15 protein-coding genes are annotated in these 22,115 nt (G+C 44.8%); 12 read left to right on the top strand and 3 right to left on the bottom strand.

Going from position 1 to position 22,115, the window contains the following annotated elements; translation table 11 throughout:
- Positions 1-254: 254 nt before the first annotated feature.
- A complete protein-coding gene (locus LZG71_RS27170; RefSeq protein ID WP_233825876.1) occupies positions 255-1,061 on the bottom strand; it encodes a LexA family transcriptional regulator in 807 nt (268 codons plus the stop codon).
- A 71-nt stretch (positions 1,062-1,132) separates the two neighbouring features.
- On the opposite strand from LZG71_RS27170, the gene LZG71_RS27175 reads away from it, so the two are divergent.
- From LZG71_RS27175 to LZG71_RS27230, 12 genes are all read left to right on the top strand, one after another.
- Entirely contained in the window at positions 1,133-1,870 is a 738-nt protein-coding gene (locus LZG71_RS27175) for an ImuA family protein (protein WP_233825877.1), read from the top strand.
- 1 nt (position 1,871) lies between these two features.
- A complete protein-coding gene (locus LZG71_RS27180) occupies positions 1,872-3,374 on the top strand; it encodes a DNA polymerase Y family protein (RefSeq protein ID WP_233825878.1) in 1,503 nt (500 codons plus the stop codon).
- Entirely contained in the window at positions 3,334-6,615 is a 3,282-nt protein-coding gene (locus LZG71_RS27185; protein WP_233825879.1) for an error-prone DNA polymerase, read from the top strand. The genes LZG71_RS27180 and LZG71_RS27185 overlap by 41 nt, the downstream gene beginning before the upstream one ends.
- A gap of 210 nt (positions 6,616-6,825) precedes the next feature.
- Positions 6,826-7,119: a hypothetical protein gene (locus LZG71_RS27190; RefSeq protein WP_233825880.1), complete on the top strand. Its 294-nt coding sequence runs from the start codon at positions 6,826-6,828 to the stop codon at positions 7,117-7,119.
- A 290-nt stretch (positions 7,120-7,409) separates the two neighbouring features.
- A complete protein-coding gene (locus LZG71_RS27195) occupies positions 7,410-7,646 on the top strand; it encodes a hypothetical protein (RefSeq protein WP_233825881.1) in 237 nt (78 codons plus the stop codon).
- A gap of 655 nt (positions 7,647-8,301) precedes the next feature.
- Positions 8,302-12,324: a PKD domain-containing protein gene (locus tag LZG71_RS27200; RefSeq protein ID WP_233825883.1), complete on the top strand. Its 4,023-nt coding sequence runs from the start codon at positions 8,302-8,304 to the stop codon at positions 12,322-12,324.
- Between the two features lie 138 nt (positions 12,325-12,462).
- Positions 12,463-12,966 carry a GNAT family N-acetyltransferase gene (locus LZG71_RS27205; RefSeq protein ID WP_233825885.1) on the top strand — a complete coding sequence of 168 codons (504 nt, stop codon included), beginning with the start codon at positions 12,463-12,465 and terminating at the stop codon, positions 12,964-12,966.
- 792 nt (positions 12,967-13,758) lie between these two features.
- A complete protein-coding gene (locus tag LZG71_RS27210) occupies positions 13,759-13,950 on the top strand; it encodes a carboxypeptidase-like regulatory domain-containing protein (protein ID WP_233825887.1) in 192 nt (63 codons plus the stop codon).
- Positions 13,951-14,089: 139 nt separating this feature from the next.
- Positions 14,090-14,593 carry a TonB-dependent receptor plug domain-containing protein gene (locus LZG71_RS27215; protein ID WP_233825889.1) on the top strand — a complete coding sequence of 168 codons (504 nt, stop codon included), beginning with the start codon at positions 14,090-14,092 and terminating at the stop codon, positions 14,591-14,593.
- Positions 14,557-16,812 carry a SusC/RagA family TonB-linked outer membrane protein gene (locus LZG71_RS27220; RefSeq protein ID WP_233825891.1) on the top strand — a complete coding sequence of 752 codons (2,256 nt, stop codon included), beginning with the start codon at positions 14,557-14,559 and terminating at the stop codon, positions 16,810-16,812. Before LZG71_RS27215 ends, LZG71_RS27220 begins: the two co-directional genes overlap by 37 nt.
- Before the next feature lie 29 nt (positions 16,813-16,841).
- The gene (locus tag LZG71_RS27225; protein ID WP_233825893.1) at positions 16,842-18,395 is read left to right on the top strand and encodes a RagB/SusD family nutrient uptake outer membrane protein; all 1,554 of its coding nucleotides are present in this window, start codon (positions 16,842-16,844) and stop codon (positions 18,393-18,395) included.
- Positions 18,392-18,628, top strand: coding sequence for a hypothetical protein (locus LZG71_RS27230; protein WP_233825895.1), 237 nt, complete (start codon positions 18,392-18,394; stop codon positions 18,626-18,628). Before LZG71_RS27225 ends, LZG71_RS27230 begins: the two co-directional genes overlap by 4 nt.
- Positions 18,629-19,343: 715 nt before the next feature.
- Here LZG71_RS27230 and LZG71_RS27235 read toward each other — a convergent pair.
- Together LZG71_RS27235 and LZG71_RS27240 are read right to left on the bottom strand one after the other, a co-directional pair.
- Positions 19,344-21,317 carry a sensor histidine kinase gene (locus tag LZG71_RS27235; RefSeq protein ID WP_233825897.1) on the bottom strand — a complete coding sequence of 658 codons (1,974 nt, stop codon included), beginning with the start codon at positions 21,315-21,317 and terminating at the stop codon, positions 19,344-19,346.
- A 25-nt stretch (positions 21,318-21,342) separates the two neighbouring features.
- Entirely contained in the window at positions 21,343-21,987 is a 645-nt protein-coding gene (locus LZG71_RS27240; RefSeq protein WP_233825899.1) for a response regulator transcription factor, read from the bottom strand.
- Positions 21,988-22,115: the final 128 nt, after the last annotated feature.

Genomic DNA, 22,115 nt, shown 5'->3' on the forward strand with positions numbered 1-22,115 from the left:
AAGAGCTATAACCATTTTTGATGGTAGATGTGATTCCGGACAGCTTCTTACAAGTGTGGTGATGGAAATTGGAGAATACCGAGCCGTTGACCACCTTAAATCGGGAATTAAGATCATGTCATTTCGGATTGAATTGACCAATATAAATGACTGACTGGTAGTTGTGTAACTCATGAAATAAAAGAATGGGTCGGTGGTCAATCTGCCACGGAATCTAGTGGTCATGTCATCCGAATTCTCCATGCATAACACTCTCAAATTTTGCTATTTCCCTTTATTTCCCTGTGTATATCCATAATCGCCTGGCTCAAAACCTGCATATCCGTCTGGGGTTCGGGTAGCTCCCGGCTGCTAAAACTGTAAAACTTCCAGATTTCAAGGATATCATCAGCACTGACGCTGTAAGGTTCATAGAGTTTGTTGTAAGATCTGAGCAGCACCGTGCCATCGGAATTAATGGTAACCTGTTTGAAGACAAAATCCTGTTGCCCTTTCAGGATAACAATACAGGGAGTGTCGGCTTTCAAGCTTTTCCAATCCTGCAAGTATTGCCCGATGATATCGCTGCCTTCCGGAATGGGCTGCATTGAATCACCGGTCGTCGGAAAAATGCGGTGGGTATGTCCTTTGGGCAGGTTGGGCATCGTAAACTTTGGAAACTGCGCCAGGTATTCGGGATCGGAATAGCCTGCACGGTAACCAGCTTTGGCCTTCACCGGTACATATTCGATGTTTTCCTTGTTGTCAGAATTTACCGTAATGGCAAGCACCCGGATTTTTCCACCGGTCAGATACACGTCATTACCTGCTTCCAGCTCTCTTAATTTAAGCTCCGACAGCTTTGACAAATCAACACGCAACAGACTGTCTACACTGATTTTGAAAAAATCGGAGTAGTTCAGATAGTCTTGTGGCCGGGGAGATTTGGTATGCCCGTTTTCGAGTGCATTCAGTTTTGTTCTGGTCAGCGATATCTTGGCAGCCAGCGTTTCCTGGCTCATTTTGCGCCGATCACGAAGGAATTTTATGTTGCTGCTGAAAAATATTTTTTGACTATCCATTTTAAGTTTGTTATAATTACAATCAATGAAATGATACAAATTGTATCAAATGTAAGAAAACGTCTTGAATTATGATGCAGTCAGCGAATAAAATGGACATGGTCAGCAAACTCCAAAAGGACATACTTGGTTTGCAGGGGTTTCGTACTGTAACCCAGAGCCAGCATACCGATTTCGGTCTGGGTGTCATAGAGCGGTCTTTCCCAAACGGGGTTTTTCCAACGGGTGCTGTTCACGAACTGGTCAGCCATGGCCGACAGGACGCAGCAGCAACAAGCGGATTCATTGCTGCCATACTGGGCAAGACCATCAGGCAGGGCGGTCTGGGCATCTGGATCAGTCAGAAAAGGACCATATTTCCACCTGCACTCAAATTTTTTGGCGTTGACCCTGACCGCATCATTTTTATTGATGTGAAAAACGAAAAGGACTTAATGTGGATCGTCGAGGAGTGCCTTAAATGCAAGGCACTTACTGCAGTTGTAGCAGAATTAAAAGAGATCAGCCTCACCGAATCACGCAGGCTGCAACTGGCTGTGGAGCAAAGCCGGGTAACCGGGCTTATGCACCGTATGAACCCGGCCACAATCAACAACACTGCCTGCACGGCCAGATGGCAGGTGCGTTCACTTGCCAGCGAACCGCAGGACGGAATGCCTGGTGTAGGCTTTTACCAGTGGCATGTACAGCTGCTTAAAGTGAGAAACGGTCACAGCGGAAGCTGGGTTGTCCAGTACAAACCAGGTCAGTTTAACCACATGCAAAAGCCAGCTACGAGAATGGACCGTCAACTTCTAAAAACAGGATGATATGTCAAAAAGATATGCAGCCATCTGGTTTAAACATCTGCTTACAGATCAGCGGATTGTCAGACGTCCCGAATTAAAAGACAAGGCTTTTGTAATAGCAGCCGTGCAGCGGGGACGGATGGTCATTACAGCGGCCAGCGTTACAGCACAGAAGCGGGGAGTGAAAACCGGTATGGTGCTCGCTGACGCCCGGGCGATTGCACCTGCCTTGGAAGTGATTGATCACAAACCGGATCTGGAAAAGAAATTGCTTCTGGTCATTGCAGAGTGGTGTATCCGATACTCGCCCATTGTTGCATTGGATCTTCCTGACGGTCTGATCCTGGACATCACCGGATGTGTGCATCTGTGGGGTGGAGAACCGGCTTATCTCAAAGACATAAACCAGCGTCTGGCTGTGCAGGGTTACCAGGTGCGTTCAACCATCGCCGATACAGTCGGATGCGCCTGGGCCAACAGCCGGTATGGCCGCATCAAAGCCATCATAGAACCAGATGGGAGTAAAGAGGCGCTTTCGGTGATGCCGCCACAGGCACTCAGACTGGACGATAGCATCCTGGAAAGACTCGAAAAGCTTGGGTTTTATCAGATCGGACATTTTATGGACATGCCGCGCACGGTGCTCAGACGCAGGTTCGGCCAGCAGCTACTGATCCGGCTGGATCAGGCTCTGGGATTTGCCGCCGAGCAGATTGAGCCGGTCCGCCCTGTTGAGCCGTATCAGGAAAGATTACCCTGTTTGGAGCCCATACGCACGGCCAAAGGAATCGAAATAGCACTTCAAAATCTTTTGGAAGCACTTTGCAAACGTCTTGTCAAAGAAGGGCTTGGAATAAGAAAAGCAGTGTTTAAAGCCTACAGAATGGATGGCAGCCCTCAGCAGATTGAGATTGGGACGCATAGTGCATCATCTAATATTTCACATTTATTCAAACTCTTCCAGCTTAAAATAGTCCGTTTGCGTCCGGATCTGGGCTTTGAGCTGTTTATACTGGAAGCGCCTGTTGTGGAGCAGATCAGTCAGGATGCCATGATGCTCTGGAATATTTCTGGAAGTAATGACCAGGCCGAAATCGCAGAGCTGCTCGACCGACTCATCAGCCGGGGCGGACCGGATATTGTTAACCGTTACCTGCCAGCCCAGCATTACTGGCCGGAGCGCTCAATCAAACTGGCAGGCTCTCTGGTGGAAAAACCTGAATTCGGCTGGCCGGTAGCGCATCCCAGACCAATCAGCTTACTGCATGTTCCCCAGCTTATTGATGTCACAGCCCCGGTCCCGGATTATCCGCCCATGTTGTTTCGCTATCAGGGCCAGGTGCACAATGTGATCAGGGCAGACGGTCCCGAGCGCATTGAGCAGGAGTGGTGGATTCAGCAGGGACTACACAGGGATTATTACATCATAGAAGACCAGAACGGAGCCCGCTACTGGATCTTTCGTTTAGGCCACTACGGTGCGCATGAGCATCCGAAGTGGTTCATTCACGGATTTTTCTCTTAACGGTTTTGCTATGGACTACACCGAACTACAGGTTACGACCAATTTTAGTTTTCTTCGCGGCGGATCACATCCCGAAGAACTGGTCAATCAGGCTGCCGATCTGGGTTACAAAGAAATCGCCATTACCGATCACAACACGCTCGCTGGCATTGTGCGGGCGCATACCGCTGCAAAAGCCAGACGGATCAGAGTCATTGTAGCCTGCCGGTTGAATCTGATCGATGGTCCCTCGCTGCTGGCTTACCCGACCGACATGGAGGCTTACAGCAGGTTATCGGGACTTCTGTCCATGGGAAACCTGCGCACTGAAAAAGGGAAGTGTGAACTCTGCAAAGCTGATGTTTACGCCCACAGTAAAGGAATGAAGTTTATTGTTTTGCCGCCCGCGATCTTAAACGAGTATTTTGAATTTGATGCTGGCTTTGCTGTTGACCTGGGCGAGTACCGCAAGAAGTTAGGCACAGATCTATACCTGGGCGCAAGCAGGTCCTACATGGGTGATGATGCAAAAATACTCTTCCGGCTTGATGAGCTTGCCCGAAGCCTGGATATCCCCATGGTCGCAACCAACGATGTGCATTACCATCATACTGACCGCAGGCAGTTGCAGGACATTGTGACCTGCATCCGTGAAAAATGCACGATTTACAACGCAGGTTTCAGACTGCACCAGAATGCAGAGCGCTATTTAAAACCGGGTCAGGAAATGCTAAGACTCTTCCGGCAATATCCGAATGCGGTGCTCAGGACCAAAGAAATTACAGATGCCTGCCAGTTTTCGCTGGATTCGCTCAAATACGTTTATCCCCAGGAAATCACCTCAGAGAACCGCAGCCCACTGCAGGAGCTGACTTATCTGGCCTGGAAAGGTGCCAGAGCGTTTTATGGAGATATTTTGCCTGAAAAAATAACCAAAGCGGTGGAATATGAGCTCACTTTCATAGAAGAGATGAACTATGCTCCGTACTTTTTGACGGTTTATGACATTGTACGGTTTGCCAAGGAGCAGGGCATATTGTGCCAGGGAAGGGGATCAGCCGCGAATTCAACGGTCTGTTTTTGTCTGGGAATTACAGCCGTTGACCCCACCAAGTTTGATCTGCTCTTTGAGCGCTTTATATCCTCAGCACGTAATGAGCCGCCGGATATTGATGTGGATTTTGAGCACGAAAGGCGTGAGGAGGTCATCCAGTACATTTACAACAAATACGGCCGGGACCGCTCGGCCATTGTTGCAACCGTGACCCAGCTGCACCAAAGAGGTGCGATCCGGGACGTTGCCAAAACGATGGGCATGTCTGTGGATGCGATCAACCGGCTGGCAGGCTCGATATGGGAGTTTACCGATGAATGGTTTGATGGCAAACGCATCAGCGAACACGGTTTTAATCCGGATGATGCGCACCTTAGGAAAGTATTGGACCTGACTTCTCAGTTCATGGGCTTTCCCCGTCAGCTTGGCCAGCATACGGGCGGTTTTGTGATCACCCAGGGGAAAATCACGGATCTGTGCCCGATTATCAATGCGAGAATGGCCGACCGCACCAACATCGAATGGAACAAGGACGATATTGATGCGCTTGGTTTCTTAAAGATCGATGTGCTTGCCCTGGGTATGCTTACCTGCATCAGAAAAGGATTTGACCTGATCAAAACGCATTACGGCAAAAGCCTTACATTGGCTACTGTTCCACAGGACGATCCGGATGTTTACAAAATGATCTCTGCTGCGGATACCGTCGGTGTTTTTCAGATCGAAAGCCGCGCGCAGATGTCGATGCTTCCCAGACTACGGCCGAAAAACTTTTACGATCTGGTCATCGAAGTCGCCATCGTGCGCCCTGGCCCCATACAGGGGGATATGGTGCATCCCTATTTGAGAAGACGTAATGGGGAAGAACCGGTTGAATACCCGTCCAAAGAGCTCGAAGAAATCCTGGGACGAACACTGGGCGTCCCCCTTTTTCAGGAGCAGGCGATGAAGATTGCCATTGTGGCTGCGGGCTTTACACCGGCAGAGGCTGATGGACTGAGGCGAAGCATGGCTACCTTCAAAGCGAAGGGGCTGGTGGCGCAGTACGAGAAAAAACTTGTGGAGGGTATGATCGGCAAAGGTTATACCGAGGAGTTTGCCCGGCGCGTTTTTAAACAGCTGGAAGGTTTTGGCAGTTATGGTTTTCCCGAAAGCCATGCGGCCAGTTTTGCGCTTTTGGTTTACATAACAAGCTGGATCAAATGTTATTACCCTGAGGTTTTCGCTGCGGCCCTTCTCAACAGCATGCCGATGGGTTTTTACCAGCCGGCCCAGATTGTCATCGACGCTCAAAAGCATGGTGTGCAGGTCAAACCCGTGGATGTGAATTTGTCGGGCTGGGACAACCAGCTTGAAGAAAGATCAGGCAAATACCACATCATCCGGCTTGGGTTCCGCCAGGTAAAAGGTTTGTCACAGGCGGATATGTGGACACTGCTTTCGTGCAGAAGCACCGCTTTTAAAAGTATTCATGCGATCCGCGACGTGGGAGTCTCCCAGCAGTCCATTGAAAAACTCGCTGATGCCGACGCTTTCCGCTCCATGGGTCTTGACCGCCGAAAAGCCATGTGGGAGGCTTCGGCACTCTCAGACAGACCGATGGGGATATTTAAAGGACAGCAGTCTCAAAGCGATTTTGAGCCTGAAGTCAGACTGCCCCAAATGAGCAGCTCGGAACATGTGGTGCAGGATTATGCTTCGACATCGCTCTCACTTAAAGCACATCCGGTGAGCTTTGTACGCAGCCGGCTGGCCGCACAATATGCGGTGCGCACAGCAGATCTTGCCAATTACCGCGATGGGATGATCGTGCGTGTTGCCGGTCTGGTGCTGGTGCGTCAGCGTCCGGGTACAGCTGGCGGGGTCTGCTTTATCACCATTGAAGATGAAACCGGATTTTCCAATCTGGTGGTCTTTCAAAACCTTTTTGAAAAATACCGGAAGGAAATTTTAAGGGCCAGACTGCTGATGGTAGAAGGCAAACTGCAAAGGGAAGGGGAGGTGACCCATGTGATCGTCCGCCACTGTTATGATATGTCGCCCCTTTTAAGGAAAATGCACCAGATCGATCAGGATCCGCCCGTCCAGACGCTTTCGAGGGCTGATGAGAAGGACGAGTACGCTTCACAAGCAGTCAATAAAAAGACACAAATCAGAAAACACGGAGTTCAGACAGAGATTTTTCCGGGTGGGCGGAATTTCAGGTAGTTGTTTAGTATGAACCAACAACATAAATTTATGCCGGTTTTCAAGTCGCCCTTTATTTAGTATCTAATGAAGCTGGCAAGTCTCTGATAAACAGACTAGATCAAATGAAGTGACGAAGCCCGTTATTTATTCAGGCGGAAACCAGGTGACCGACGCTATTTAAAAAAGTCAAATGAAGCTGATGACCAACTTTAAAACGTTAATTTTTCGATGGGACCACAATTACTATCCAAGGATTTGAAGCTCGTTTTTATAGAAACAGCGGTGTATGATACCAGCGGTAATATTGCATCAGTAAGGTTGGGTTTCGAATTTTTGAAGCTTGAATATACAGTCCTGCTAAGTAAAAACAATGTAGAAAAAGATATCAACTTCGTTGATGCTGAGGGTGATTCGGAGCTCTTCGATTCTTTCCTTCATCAGATTGAAGAGCTACATTGGCAAGAAATGAAGGACTTATTCGCAAGGTATGAGTTACAACAAAACCCATATGTTCGGGGCTAGTAACCCCATTTGTCTTTGTCATTGTTCATATTACAAAGTAGTGTAAAGTCTCTTATCATGGTGGTTGTTCAAGGCCTGGAGAGTGCAGTGTATTTAACAACGATAATTCGGAAATTACAGTCATATTCCTTCGGTCGGAAATGAACCATTTTAAAGAGATGATTGACAGTATTATAATTTAAGCAAGGTTATTGTTATTAGGTGGTCAATCTGCTATGTAATCCAGTGGGCAGGCTATCCGAAATTTCCACTCCGTTGCGGATGTAACAATTCTTAACGCTGCCGCTCCAATGATTCTTCATTTAACGACAACCACCTATGAAGGCGAAATTACACGGTATTTCGAGCGCGAGACGAGTAACAAAAATGTTGTTACTAACACACACACAGCTGCTGTTGTAATGTTGCGCCTTGCCGATAAGTTTATCATTTTCAGAAGTGATCTTAGATTACATACAGGCAAACTACGAATTTCGTGTTTACTTCCTACCGTGAATCCTCCTTTGAGAACGGCAGCAATGTTGTGAGTATAACATCATAGAATTTTATCGTATTTTAATCGAACTTACCAATAAAAAATAAAGCTTTTTTATTGGTAAGTTCGATTCGGCAGATATGTAAAGTGATATTTAAACATATTATTTTCTTAAAATTATTTATTTTATTTATAGAAAAATTTTAATTTTATTCTGTGATTAGCCAATCAGCTAGCGGGTTGGGAACGGTGTATGTAAATCCAGTGGTAGAATGAAGTGCCACAGGCAATGTTAAACATAGTTTCACTTTTTTCTATATGTTGCCAATTAATTCCTTTACGTTGTAACTGCTGTTTTTTTTTAGTTTGTTGGTAGGTGTATATGTTTATTTATATGTACTAATATTCTAATTTTCAGTTATTTATGTGTTTTAAAGAAAAGGGGAGCGACATAATATCTATTGAGTGTTTCTTTGAAGGATAACCAAAGCAGCGACATTTTTTAGCCGGTCTCTAAGATTAATCATTAAAAACTTCCTCCAGCCATACCATCATTTATTGCAAGCAATTCAACCCGGACTGCGAGCTATTACGTAATTTTTTCTATGAAATTTTTCTAGTTACCTGTGACTTTTTTCTGTTTCATACGTACAATTTAATGTTTTAATAAACATTGAGTCTACAATACACTTTTAACTGATCGTAGTATGAAATATTTCTCCTGTCTGCTTCTTTCTTTTCTTCTGATTGCAACGTTTTGCCAGGGGCAGAACTGTACAATCAATGCCGGGGTAAACAGTTCTGTCTGTCTTGGCCAGCCGATCCTGCTGGACGGAAGTCTTGGTGGACCTGCTAATTCATCTTCGGTGAAATGGGCATTGGTATCCCAGCCCGCTGGTGCAAATGTGACCATTAATAATACAAACAGTTTGTTGACCAATGTGGGTAATGTCTCGATAGTCGGTATTTATACCTTCAGTTTGAACGCTGTTTGTGGTGATGGTGTGGCCATTGTTGATCAAGTTAGTGTTACGGTCAATCCGGTCCCGTCTGTGCCAATCCTTAGCGGATCCTCGAACTTTCCCTGTTATAATGGAGGTCCTGTGAATTTATCCGCTACTTCGCCAGGACCGGGGGAAACTGTATCATGGTCTCTGGTGGGAGGGGCCTCGGGCACCTTCGGCTCTTCAGCGTCGGCTAACACCACCTTCACGCCAACTTTTCCTATTGAAGAGTGCGCAGCTACTTCTTCAATTACCATCCGCTATACAATCAGGAATGCTGACGGTTGTGAGAGCTCTGCAACAAGGAATTACACTTTTGCGCGAAACTATAGTCTATATGCTACTGCCAGCCCTACTCAGGTTTGTGGTAACACGACCTTTTTAAAGGGTAGTTGCCCTGGTTCGGGGACTGTTTCATGGACACAAATTTCAGGTCCAAATACCGCTTTAATTGGTAACGCCAACGTAAGAAACACCACTGCCGGTGGATTAACAGCGGGAAACTATGTTTTCAGGTATACGGTTTCGGGTGGTTGCAGCCCCGGGACCGCAGATGTGAACGTGACGGTTTCAGGTTCATCTGCAGTAACTCAGGCTAATGCAGGAACGGATCAATATCATTGTCAGATTCCTGATATGGTACCATTAACAGCAAATAAACCAGCAGTGGGTGAGACAGGCACATGGAGTCAGCTATCAGGTGGTGCAACAACCATTGCCGTTCCCACCCACTTTAATACCACTGCCAGCGGTATGACCAATCAGGGGGCTCCATACACCTACCTTTATACCATAAGCAACGGAACCTGTTTCACAACTGATTCGGTAACTATATATAAACGCCCTGAAATCACTTTGACTGGGGCCGATTCAGAAGTCTGCCAGGGTACCGGAACCGGTCAGATTACACCTATTAGTACCAGTTCGTACGGATACAACCAGCTGGATACGGCAATTGTTAATATAACCTTTATCTCGGGGCCGACAGGTGCAGTTGTGAATACTGCTGTACGCAAAGGAACGGGTGGCGGAGCTTCGGTTATCTCTTTTCAGAATTTGTCCGTCGGACGAACCGTAACATGGAACCTGTCCAGAAGTGACCTTTATTCTCAGTCTATAAATCAAAATTCACTGTTGTATAACCTCGATTTTCTCTTTCGGGTTAACGACTTTGTAGGGGTATTTAAATTCCGTGTGAGCATGACCACAGCGTGCGGAACTGTAGAAAAAGAAGTCACTATTACCAGAGGACTAACCGGGCCGGGCGTGAATGCCGGTACTGATGTGGCACTTCCCTGTAACACTACAAGTGCAACACTGGCGGGCAATCTTGCAGATAACAAAGGCTTGTGGAGTGCTTTGCAATTGCCAGCGGGAGCAACCAATCCATTTACTCCGGCCAATCAAGCCTTGAGAAATCCACCAATCAGCGGTCTGATCGCAGGAACGTATGTTTTCCGGTACACAAATAATATGGGGCCATCCTGCACAGCTAACCAGTTTGACGAGGTGAAGCTTGTCGTATCCAACACGCCACCCCCCGCACCCAATGCCGGAGCAGATGTAGCCGGTTGTGCGGGAAGTATGACGCTCAATGGTTCTACACCTCCGGCAGATGCCTTTGCAAACTGGACTGTCGTGAGTCCGGCAGCTTCCGGCATTACATTCTCTAATCCGTCAGCGTCTAATCCGACGATAAACAATCTGCAACCCAATACCTCTTATACGCTTAGATATACTTTCACGAATGGTTGTGGATCGAGCTTTGACGAAGTGAGTATCAATACCAACGCTTCTACCGGACCATCGAAACCCACAATCACCAGTGCTACATTGGCAAACTGCGCTACTCTGACCAGAACTTTGCCGTCCAATGTGAGTATCGTTGTAAATCATCCGGCTCTTGATCCGGGCACCGTCGCGACCTGGAGTGTTGTTACAGTGCCGGGTGGTATTGTCCACACGGCTACTGCCAATAATGCTACAAGCACGACAGTTGCGTTGCAGAATGTGACCCAGTCCACTGTTTTCTCAATTGTCTATACACTTAGCAATGCGAGTTGTCCGTCATCCATTGTTTCGGACACATTGACTGGCTATATCAGGAAATCAACGGATGCAGCAACCTATAGCGCAGGTCCGAGTCAGCAAATTTGTTCAGTACAATCTTATCCGGTTACAGTCAACCTCACTGGTTCGGCCAGTACCGGACCAGTCCACTGGAGTCAGATATACAGTTCTGTTGGCGGGCAGGCTGCTATAGCCACACCGTCTAATTCGAGCACCACTGTCACAATCCCAGCGGACGGAATGTACCGTTTCCAGTATGAAATTAAAAGTGGTACTGATCCTGGATGTCAGGGACTATTAGGACAGGATATTATGCAGGTCACAACTTCATCGCCGGGGCTGATCGCTCTGGCTGGTGATGATATACAATTCTGCAATAGTACAGGAGTCACAACACTAAATGCATCTGTGGTAGGCAATGGGCGCTGGGAGGTTTATCAGGTACTCAACGGAAGTGCTCCGGTAATCGGAACGGTCAACTCTGCAAGCTCCAATCTGACATTTAGTGGCTCGGGGTCTGCCTATCTGAGATGGAATTCCTATGGAAGTATTATGGAATGCGGGCCATCAAGTTCTGATCTGGTGAAAGTTACCTATACAGCCCCGTCCAGTGCAGGGAGTGACATTAGACTTTGTGACGCCACGTCAATAAATCTGTCTGCGGCTAATTCCGAGCCGGCGACAGGAACCTGGTCACAACTATCCGGACCAGGTGCAAGCATACAGAATACATCCAATCCTCAGACACTTGTGAGTGGTCTTACAGATGGCAGTTATCTATTCAGGTATACAGTAGACAATGGAACCGGGTGTACAACCACGGACGATGTGTCGGTGCTCATCTCCAGCAGCAGCGATGTTGCTGATGCAGGCCCGGATGCAGATGCCTGCAGTGGAGGGACTAACAAGATTCAACTTGATGCCGGTCTGCCCCAGACGGGGTCTACCGGAACATGGTCCTTGACCAGCAGGCCGGCAGGTACTGCGGAAGGAAGTTTTTCAGACATTCATGACCCGCTCGCCATCTATGACGGTATGACCCAGCCGGGTAAATATGTTTTCGCCTGGACTGTGAGCAATGGTATCTGTTCAAGTACCGATTATGTTGAATTCACATCCACTGCCACTCCCTGTACATTGCCAGTTACTTTGGTGAGTTTTACTGCAAGAGAAGAGAATGGAATAGCGGCCTTACATTGGATCACATCGGAAGAATCAAATTTCAGTCATTTCGAGCTTCAGTATTCAGTTAATGCAAAAACCTTCCTAAAGCTTGCTGATGTCTCATCAAATAACCATTCAGGACAGCCCTACAGCTACATCCATCATCAGCTGGATCACAAGGGATATTATCGATTGAAAATGATAGACAGGGATGCCACTTTTGCTTACAGCCGGATAATATCTGTTGAGTTGAAAAGACCGGAGATTGTAATCTTCTCCAATCCGACTCCGGACTTGCTTCAAATCAAAGGGCTTAGGGGAGGAGAGAACGTTAGAGTCTACGATAAGCAGGGGAAAATCCTGATGGTTTTAGAAAATATCAAGGTTGGACAAAAAATAGATCTGGCACATTTTATTCCGGGTATATATACTGTGGAAATCGTTATGGAAGGCGGACAGACGTTTCGGGGAAAAGTAATAAAAAGTAATTAAAGGTTGGGGTTGGTATTCGGGCAGTAGGACTTGTGTCGTCAGGCATCCGTTCTACTGCTTGTGCTGCTTTTGTCGGAAAAGAGCGCTTTTTGCTATTGATGACTCACCTCTGAACAGGCGACCTTTTTTCAGCACCGTATGAAGGAGCAATATTCATTACAGAAATTATGTAAAGACGATTGGTATATCTTAAAGAAGATTAGGCTAGAAGCGCTACTGCTCGATGCTCAATCATTTGGTTCTAGCTATGAAAGAGAATCTGCTTATGCTGAGATTCATTGGCGCGAATTCATTGGAGACCGTAGAGATCGTGCCATTTTTATTCTCAAAGACGGCGCCGTCGTAATAGGTATGACCGGTATTGTAAAAAGCCGTGATGAACGCGATGAAGCCATACTAATCGCATCTTATATCCGAAATGAGTATCGCAGGATCGGACTCTCAATGATGCTGTATCAAGCACGGCTGAATTGGGCGAAGGCTGAAAACATTCCTTCGGTCATCGTCTCGCACCGCGAAAGTAATCTTGCTTCAAAAATGGCTAACCAAAAATTCGGTTTCCAGTACACCTGTGAGCAAAACAAAACATGGTCGGACGGGGTTACAGAAAAGGAGATTTTCTATCGTTTAGCTTTACGTTGATTACTTAACTAAATGCCTGCATTACGGGGCAAGAGTTAGAATTCCCGGTCCAATAAAAGCGCAAGGTAGAATTGCAACAATTATGTGGACAAGAAGTTAAGCCGCAATTTTCTGCTTGTTTAAATTTTCTTCCAATTCGCTCGGAGATACATACCCAACAGCAGAGTGCAATTTTTTTTGTTGTACCAAATTTCGATATACTCAAAGACAATAATAGAAGCCTCTTTCATTACTAATAAACTTGTTCTGATAAACGCATTCGGTTTTCAAAGACTTAAAAAGCTTTCCGCAACCGCATTGCCCTAGCAATTCTTCTTTTTACATATAGTTAAACGGGATAAAAATATTGGGTTGACCCTGTATTATTGGTGCTGCCTAAGAAAAAGTGGAAATACCTTACGCCTTGTGAGGATCAACTAAATAGTCACCATAGTGATCCATAACGTGAAGGAGCTGGAAACTTCATTATTTGATGATGTGAAATTCCTCTCCGTTACTAATGTAATAGTTTTGGCTTAAATGTTAGATCTTTTCATTGAAAATAGTAGTCTGTTAGACAGGCTTTTAGAGTTTTTGAGCTTAATTGTTCAGTAATAGCACGTTTCGTAACTTGCTCTATCAGAGTCGATAGCAGACAATTGTTAACCGTCATATATTTCCAGAAATAATTTGCTGGTTTCTGCTCCCCTAAAATAAATAGTATCCGAACAACATAAACTCCGATTTAGTGGTAAATTGGGTCAATAGTACTTTATTTATCAATAATATAATTTATCTTAAACAAGACTGTGTATGAGAGAAAATTTCTTCAAACCTTTTTTGCTTTTAATCCTACTTCTAGTGGCTGTTATATCTCGTGTTCTTGCACAAGACTTTACAGTAACCGGGATCGTAAAGGATGAAACCGGAGCTGTGGTTCCAGGTGCTACTATTCTTGTAAAAGGTACCACAGTGGGTACAGCTACGGACGCAAGCGGGGCATAACAGCATTAAAGTACCAGATCAGACATCAATCCTGGTTATTTCGGCAGTTAGTTATGCCACCCAGGAAATATCCGTTGACCAAAAATCAATTATCGACGTAACACTTGCTCCTGAAACTACTCAACTTGCTGATGTAGTCGTGATCGGGTATGGAACACAAAAGAAGGGGGATCTTACTGCACCTGTTTCCACCATCAATACGGAGGATATGCTGAAACGTACAACTGCAACACCCATGGAAGCGTTACAAGGCAGTGTGCCTGGTGTACAGGTAGTTGCCAGTGGATCGCCAGGAAGTTCTCCGAGCGTTCGGATACGTGGAATAGGATCCTTCAACAATTCCAATCCTTTATATGTGGTGGATGGTATGTTTGTAGACGATATTGGTTTCCTTAATCCAAATGACATTGCAGACATGTCCGTTCTGAAAGATGCATCCGGAGCCGCAATTTATGGTGTTCGTGCTGCTAATGGTGTTGTACTAATTACTACGAAAAAAGGAAAGTTGAACATGAAAACCCGTGTAACTTATAACGGTTATGCTGGTTTTCAGGTCCCAACCAATGTTCCTAAAATGGCAAACGGCAGCAATTTGCTGCATATGCTTTGGACTGGAGAACGCCTGCTGATTCAGGATCGGTAAGAGAGTCGGTAGCCAGATACGGTGGTAGCGGGCTTAACCCCTCAACAAGCACAGATTGGTACAAAGCACTCCTTCGAAAAAAAGCTCTGATCACCAATCAGGGCGTGGATGTTCAGGGTGGTAGCGATAAGGTCACCTACACGGCAGGTTTTAATTACACCTACCAAAATGGGGTAATGGAAGCTAAAAATGACTTCAAAAGGTATAACATTCGTTTACAGATGGAGGCCAAAGCTTTTCCTTGGCTAAAACTGGGTTTCACCTCGATACTTAACAATTCCACAACTCATTTTCCAAACAATGAAGCATTTTTAACTGCCTATACCGCCTCTCCCTTGATTCCGATTTATGATGAGAAAAACGTCATCGCATTTCCGGTAAAATTCTCTAACAGCGGACTCATTGGAAGAGGGGATGCCAACGCTTTAGGTCAGGCATATTACAATTTTAACAGACTGAAACAATTCCAACTGTTACCATCCATCTATGCCGAAGCTGATTTTTGGAGCAACCGACTTACCTTTCGCACCCAACTTAGCCAGCTTTACTCCTCTGGTTTGAGAGCCAATTACGTTCCTCAGCGTAACCTTGGAGTTGCAACTCTGGTCTCGAATCTGGCATCAACTCAGGAACGGACCACCAATTATATATTGGATAACTTGCTAACTTATCGAGATGGTATTGGGTCACATAACTGGACTGTGCTATTGGGGCAATCATCACGTCAGGAACAGTGGAGAATGACGAAGGTTGCGGCAGACAACGTTCCGGCAGACGAGGAATTCTGGTATACCAGACAGGGAACACCCAATGCCTCTTATTATGATGAAGATGGTTATAGGAACAGAGGAGTGTCTTTCTTTGCACGTGGTACCTATGATTTTGATAGCAAATACTTGCTAACGGCCACTTTCCGTGCCGATGGCAGCTCTAAATACCAAACTAAGTGGGGTTATTTCCCGTCGGTAGGCTTGGGCTGGGTATTATCCAAGGAAAATTTCATGAAAGACCAGAACACATTTGACTTTCTGAAACTAAGAGGTAGCTGGGGTAAATTAGGTAACGATGGTATCAGACCCAATTCCGGATATGCCAGTGTAACTGTCGGAAACCCTGGCTCGTCTATTTTTGGCTCTGTGGGTAACGCGAACGGACAGTATGTCCCAGGATATAATGTAAACAACTTCTTTGCAAATATTACTTGGGAAGTAGTAACAGAGTGGGATTTTGGTGTTGATTTTGAGTTGCTAAAAAATAGATTGAAAGGATCTGTCGATTATTACAATCGTAGAACCAGTGACGTTGCACTGGAAAGATCTTTCCCTTTTGGAGCTCCCAACATTTATGGTAACTGGGCTTCAATGGACAACAGCGGGGTTGATGTTTCTCTAACCTGGAATCACCAGGTCGGGAAACTGGGCTATCATTTAGGTGGTAATCTATCTACACTCAAGAATAAGGTAACCGATATCGGATCACTTCTAAATATTCCAGGCGGGTATCCGGAATGGATGGCCGAATTTCCTAACCGCATAGAAGTAGGACGTCCTATTCAGTACTTCTACGGGTATGAGGTAGCAGGAATATATCAGAACCAAGGCGAAATAGATGCTGATCCAATTGCCGCGAGTGCGAATGCCGCAGTACCTGGAACGGTACAACCAGGATTTTTTAAATACCGGGATCTGAATGGAAATGGAACACGCGACGATGGTGACCGCACCTTCCTTGGATCTTACCTGCCGAAGGTAACTTACGGTTTTAATGCCGGTCTGAATTATGGTAATTTCGACTTAAATATAGTTTTCCAAGGTGTAGCAGGAAATAAAATCATGAATCTGAACCGAGGCAGGTATGTTAAGGGTCAATCATCGCTTAACCTGGATGCTGAATTTTACGAAAACCTCTGGACAGGTGCCGGTACAACAAATGAGTATCCTTCTGCTTATGCACTTTCGAAATCCTGGAACCGCCCTCAGGGTGCTTCCTTCTTTGTAGAAAATGGTGCTTATCTGCGCGTTCAAAACGTACAAGTCGGTTACAGTTTCAAAGCAGGCAGTAAAGCGCCTGTATCAATGCGCGTTTTTGCCACAGCTGACAGACCCCTGATTTTCACGAAGTACTCAGGATTTACACCTGAAATATCAGGAATTGGGTATGACTCCAATGTATATCCGGTATCAGCAACATACAGTATGGGCGTAAGAGCCACTTTTTAATTCTGGTTTTTAACATTACATTTTTTGCAATGAAAAATAGCAAGCACAAAATATGGATTCTAAGTCTGTTAACAGCTACGCTTTTTATTCTGCCCGGCTGCTCCGACTTTTTAGACAATCCGCTCGAAAATCAGACTCCGTCTGTAACCATTGATTATACGGATATGAACCGGATGTACCAACCGGTATCTGGTACCTACGGCTCACTAAGCAAAGGAGGATTTGCTTCCTGGGTACACACATTTATTAAAACTTCACAAAGTGACGATATCGACCCGCGTACCGGGTACAGCGAGGTGAATGAGCTGATCCACACCTATAAAAGTGGTGCAGTGATCAAAGGTTTTTGGGCTCTGGATGACATGTGGAGTAGATATTATGGAACCATCCTCACTTGTAACAGTGCATTAACAGAACTGGATAAGTTTGGCGCAAATATTGCTGCTACGGATGAAGCAAACAAAAAACTCCTAGCTCGGTACCAAGCCGAAGTACGTTTTATAAGAGCGTTGACACATTATTTTGTAAGCAGGTCTTTTGGTAATGTACCTATTCTTGGTATTGAAAGTGTTGATCCTGCGTATCTGGGAACGGTTGGCAAAAGTAAAGTGGAAGATGTAAGAAAACACGTGATTGAAGAAATGGATTTCTGCATTGCCAATCTGGAAGACGTACGTCCAAACGAAGCTGCTCACAAAGGCGGGCTCACCAAGTACACGGCATTGTTTCTTAAAGCTAAAGCAGCAATGGATCTTGCTGGAAATGATAACGGAAGTGTTTACTGGAATACCGTATTGGAGAGCACCAATCAAATTATAAACAGCAACAAATTCTCACTTTTCCCTGATTATTACCAATTGTGGAAAAAACCAGGAAAGCTTTCTGATGAGTCAATTTTTGAATTACAATATACCGATTTCGGAAATCCGACAGGTGATGTAGTCACTTCTGGTGGTCAGGTGTGGGATAATTTCCACCTTTTCCAGGCTCCTCAGAATACTTATGGCGGGCCAATTAACGGAGATGGCTGGCTGGTACCTTCCGACGCTGCTGTTAAATTTCTCAAAGATCGAAACGATGCTGTGAGAATGAAAACTACCATTCAACTTTGTGGTATTGACGGCCGCCCAGGTACATTTTCTGTAACACCCGATGGCGATACCATTTCGGGAAATACAGCGGGCAAGAAATACTTTAATGGTAAGGCATACTTACCTAAGTCACAAATGACTCCGGGAAGAGTTGATTGGTACGGTGCCAATAATAACGTGCGTGTGTTTCGCTATGCAGAAGTATTATTGATGAATGCGGAGGTAAAAATTCGCAAAGGACAAAGCGGAGATATTCCTCTCAATTTGGTCCGTCAGCGCGTTGGACTTACGCCACTTTCCAAAGCGACCATACAACAACTTCTGGATGAGCGCCATGCAGAATTCATATGCGAATGGTGGGGAGAACGGTTTAACGACCTTGTACGAACCGACCAGGCAGCAACTGTACTGCAAGGATTTGTTAAGGGAGAAAGTGAATTTTTCCCAATACCTCAGGCCCAGGAAGACCGAAATACAAATCTCAAAAATTGAGAAGTAAGCTTTGGTTTATAACCTACGGCTTTAAAGCAGAATGGGTGCAGATCGATTATGATTCTTTCCTGTTCTGCTTTAAAAATCCTGAGATAATTTATACCAGTTATGCTCGTAAGCTGGCCGCAACACGGCTACCGTGTGGGCGTAGATATCGTTATGGATATCAGATTGGAGAATTCGGAGCCTTTGACCACGGCATTTCGGTAATTAAAGACGTATTGTTTCGGTAAGAATTGGTCAGTTTAATTAAATGATTGTTATTTATTTAACTCATAATTACCAATAATCTAGTGATGGTCAATCTGCCACGGAATCTGGTGGTCACACTGTCCGAATTTTCCAACCTCCTGTCCTGGCAGCTTCATCCATCCGCAAGATTTATCATGCTCAGTTGTAAGACTCACCGGCGGCCGCGCATAAGGAGATTACATGTAGCGGTTTGGGATGACCGTGTCGGATTTATAAGCCCAAGGTATATGTCATTGAAGCAGAATTGGTTGGCTGAAATATCAACCTGCCTTTCGAGCTCAGTCATCTGGATTGGGAAATGATATTTTATCTTGGCTTTGATTTTTTGATCGATCTAGGGTCAAGTTGGCTGGTAGTATCATATTGGAGCGGATGAGCAGCGGAAAATGCATAGACTTTAAACATTTCGATTGTACCGGTGCGGGATTAGAATAGCTATGATTGGTTCATCGGCGTTACCCGTTGCCTCACTGGAAGTTGAAAGAATCAAGGATGTTTATGGATATCCCAGCAAAAAATAATTAACTATAATCATTTAAATGTCAAATAGTTAAGTTGGAGAGTGAATCATCGTATCCGCCGCTTGCGATGCTGAAAATCCTTTTCTCATAAGGATGCATGAGTATGTGAGACTTTACAAGACTTTTTGCCCTAGATCGATAGAAGTGCACCTCTGAGGTCAGTATTGATTGCAGTTCAGATCGGAATAATACACAGGAGTTCAGTGCCTTTTGGGGATGTAACGATATCCAGAGATCCGTTCATTTCCTGTATTCTGTTTCTGATGGATTGCAAACCGACGCCTTTGGTATTTGTCTTCGGGTTCGTGTCAAATCCCCTGCCATCATCAGTGATCTGAAGGGTCAGTGAATGATCTTCTTCATAAATAAAAAGCTTGATTTTACTGGCCCTGGCATGTTTGATAATATTGGCCATCGCCTCCTGAATGATGCGCAACAGATGAACGCGGGTTAGGGGAGATACTTTTTCCAGAGAAAGGTGATCTACCTCAATTTGTTTTTCATAGTTGTCGCCGGCAAGCGCATTTGAAACGATCTTTTCTACACTTTTGGAAAAAGCATCCAGTTCATCTTCTGTTCCTTGTGTGTACCACTCGTGGCTTTTCTCTCTGGTAGCGATATAGGTTTTTTTTGCCAAATCGGATAATTGTTGCAATCTGTCTCTTTTTTCAGGATCGACTTCACCCATTAATTCTGTCGCCAGGTGATTACAAATGTGGACCAGATTGCCCGAAATTCCGTCATGAAGTTCCATCCCAAGCTTTTTTTGTACCGTATTGGCTTTTGCTTCCAGTTCTGCGATTTGAATCTGCGTGGTATTATTGAGGTATTCTATTTGCCTTTTCATTTTCGCATCCCTGGCCTTTTGCCTTAAAATGAATGAAGCAACTGCTATAATAAGTAAAGTTGATATGACAAAAATGACGATGTTCCTGTTGCCTTTTTCAATTTCGGCAGTCACGAGTTGCTCGGTGCGTTGCTCTGCTACCATGTTGGCGTACATGTTATTATGGATGTCGGCCGTTTTTGTCGCTATGATGGAATCATTTATTTCGTATGCCTTCAGTAACGTATCGTACGCAGATCGGTAATTGTTTTCCTTCGCGCTTAGTATACTGGAATAAAGTAAATATTTAGTTGCACCATCTCCAAACGAATTTTTGGAGTCAGAAGCAACTTGTTTTTTTAGGATGTTAAAATAGTATCTGCTGCTATCAGTTTGATTTTGTTTGATATTGAAGTCAATCATTTTCGTCAGCACAGCCCTTTCAAAAGCCCTGAGCCAGGCAGATGGTGATTCGGTTTGCATAGCCCTGACAAAGGTTTCGGCATCGTGCAGCACGGTCCACTGCTGCCTGGTATCCTTTAATACCTTCGCTCTTGCATGTTCTGTCATGTACAACAGCAGCCTGCATTGTTGTCTCCTGATTTTATTGAACCCCGCATCCTTTTCAATTTCTCTGAATATGCCTTCCGACAGATTGCATATTGCAAGCACTTTCAGGCTATCCTCTTTTTTCGCATAAATCTGAGCGGCATGATTAAGGATAGTCATCGCATTAAAGCAGGTGAGATAATGCACCTGCTGTTTTTTTAGCAGACCGGGCAACGATTTTAGAAATGGGAGATTATCCTGAAAAATACCCAGACGTTTATCAATATTACTTTGCTCATCTCTTCCATAAATGGCCAGAAGCAGCCGGGGTTCACTCAGGGAATTGACATAACCCACTGACTTTTTTAATTCCTCCTCCTGTTTCTGTAAATAATAAATTGAAAATCCCTCCTGATGAATGGCAATGGAATGATTCGCAAGAATACCATAGTAGCTGGCCCTGTAAGGATGATAAGATTCTTTGGACCATGCTATTTTTCTAAATGTTGCCAGTCTTTGCTTTAGTTGTGGTTCTTTCAGCGATTGCCCTGCAAGTACCTCCACTTTCCGAAGGTAAACTGTATCATGCACTGATTTTGAAACATAGTCCGATAACAAACTTTCCCACTCCCGGGCAGGTGTATTCTTTTGTCCAAAACCATCAATCCCCCAAAGCAGGAAGCCTATCAGAAAAAGTATAGCCTGCTTTCCGTTAATAAAACCTGGGCGGCAGGTTTCGTCCCGGAATGTGGAAACGGAGCAATATTCTTGCATGAAGCCTTTCTGTTAATGTATCTGTTCAAACCAAATTGTTGTCATAGCCGTATTTCAGCAGCTCCGTAGTGGAGTGAAGGTTTAGCTTGCGCAAGATGTTTCGTTTATGGGTCATCACCGTAATAGGGCTTATGAACAATATCTCTGCGATCACTTTGGTGCCTTTCCCGGCGGCTATCAGTCTGAGAATTTCCATTTCCTTTGCGGTTAATGCGGTATTTTCTGCTGATAAAATACTATCTGCCAATTTTCCGCTCAGATCGTTGCTGATAAACTTTTTACCAAGATAGGTGTACTCAAGAGCAAGTTTCATGTCACGGGGTTCAATTGCCTTACTCAGGTAACCATCGGCTCCGGCAGCAAGACAGGTTCTGATACTATTCGCATCGACCACACCTGTTATTACTATAATAATAATATTCTTAAAGGTTTTTCGGCAATAGGTAATGAACTCCAGCACATCCTGGCCCGGTATGATCAGATCGGTGATTACAAACCTGTAACTACCGCCCTGTAAATGCTTTTTCGCCTTGTCGACAGAAAAGCAAATATCAACTTTGGAACCGGGTGGTAAAATCTTTAATAATAGCTCTTTAAAGCCTTCTGCTACCAGAATATGGTCATCAATCAATAATATATCCGATGCGGCGATCTCGGCTGTGTTGTGCATTTTACAAAGTGGTTTTTGATGCAAATATATCTGATAAAATGAAATTTTAAACTACTGTATATGAGGTATATTGAGATAGATAAAAGGTATAAAAATGATCAATTTGAGTGATTGTTTTGGGCTGAAAA

This window comes from Dyadobacter sp. CY312, assembly GCF_021390535.1.
GTDB lineage: Bacteria > Bacteroidota > Bacteroidia > Cytophagales > Spirosomataceae > Dyadobacter.